Source organism: Sporosarcina koreensis (assembly GCF_001531445.1).
GTDB classification, from domain to species: Bacteria; Bacillota; Bacilli; order Bacillales_A; family Planococcaceae; genus Sporosarcina; species Sporosarcina koreensis_C.
Window position 1 is genome coordinate 1 of the sequence record NZ_LQYA01000353.1, and the last position, 243, is coordinate 243.

1 protein-coding gene is annotated in these 243 nt (G+C 40.7%); it reads left to right on the top strand.

The annotated features are described in order from the left end of the window. On the top strand, positions 1-243 hold a 243-nt coding region (locus tag AWV70_RS22390; RefSeq protein ID WP_153010106.1), incomplete at both ends, for an MFS transporter.

The window sequence follows — 243 nt, forward strand, 5'->3', positions numbered from 1 at the left end:
GGAAAGCTATCTGATCAGCTAGGCATTAAAAGGTTACTCCTATTTGGGATTATAATAAATTGCTTCGGATCGGTAATTGGGTTTGTTGGACATTCTTTTTTTCCCATACTTATTCTGGCTCGATTTATTCAAGGAGCTGGTGCAGCTGCATTTCCATCACTCGTGATGGTTGTAGTTGCGCGCTATATTCCAAAGGAAAATAGGGGTAAAGCGTTTGGTCTTATTGGCTCCATAGTAGCTATG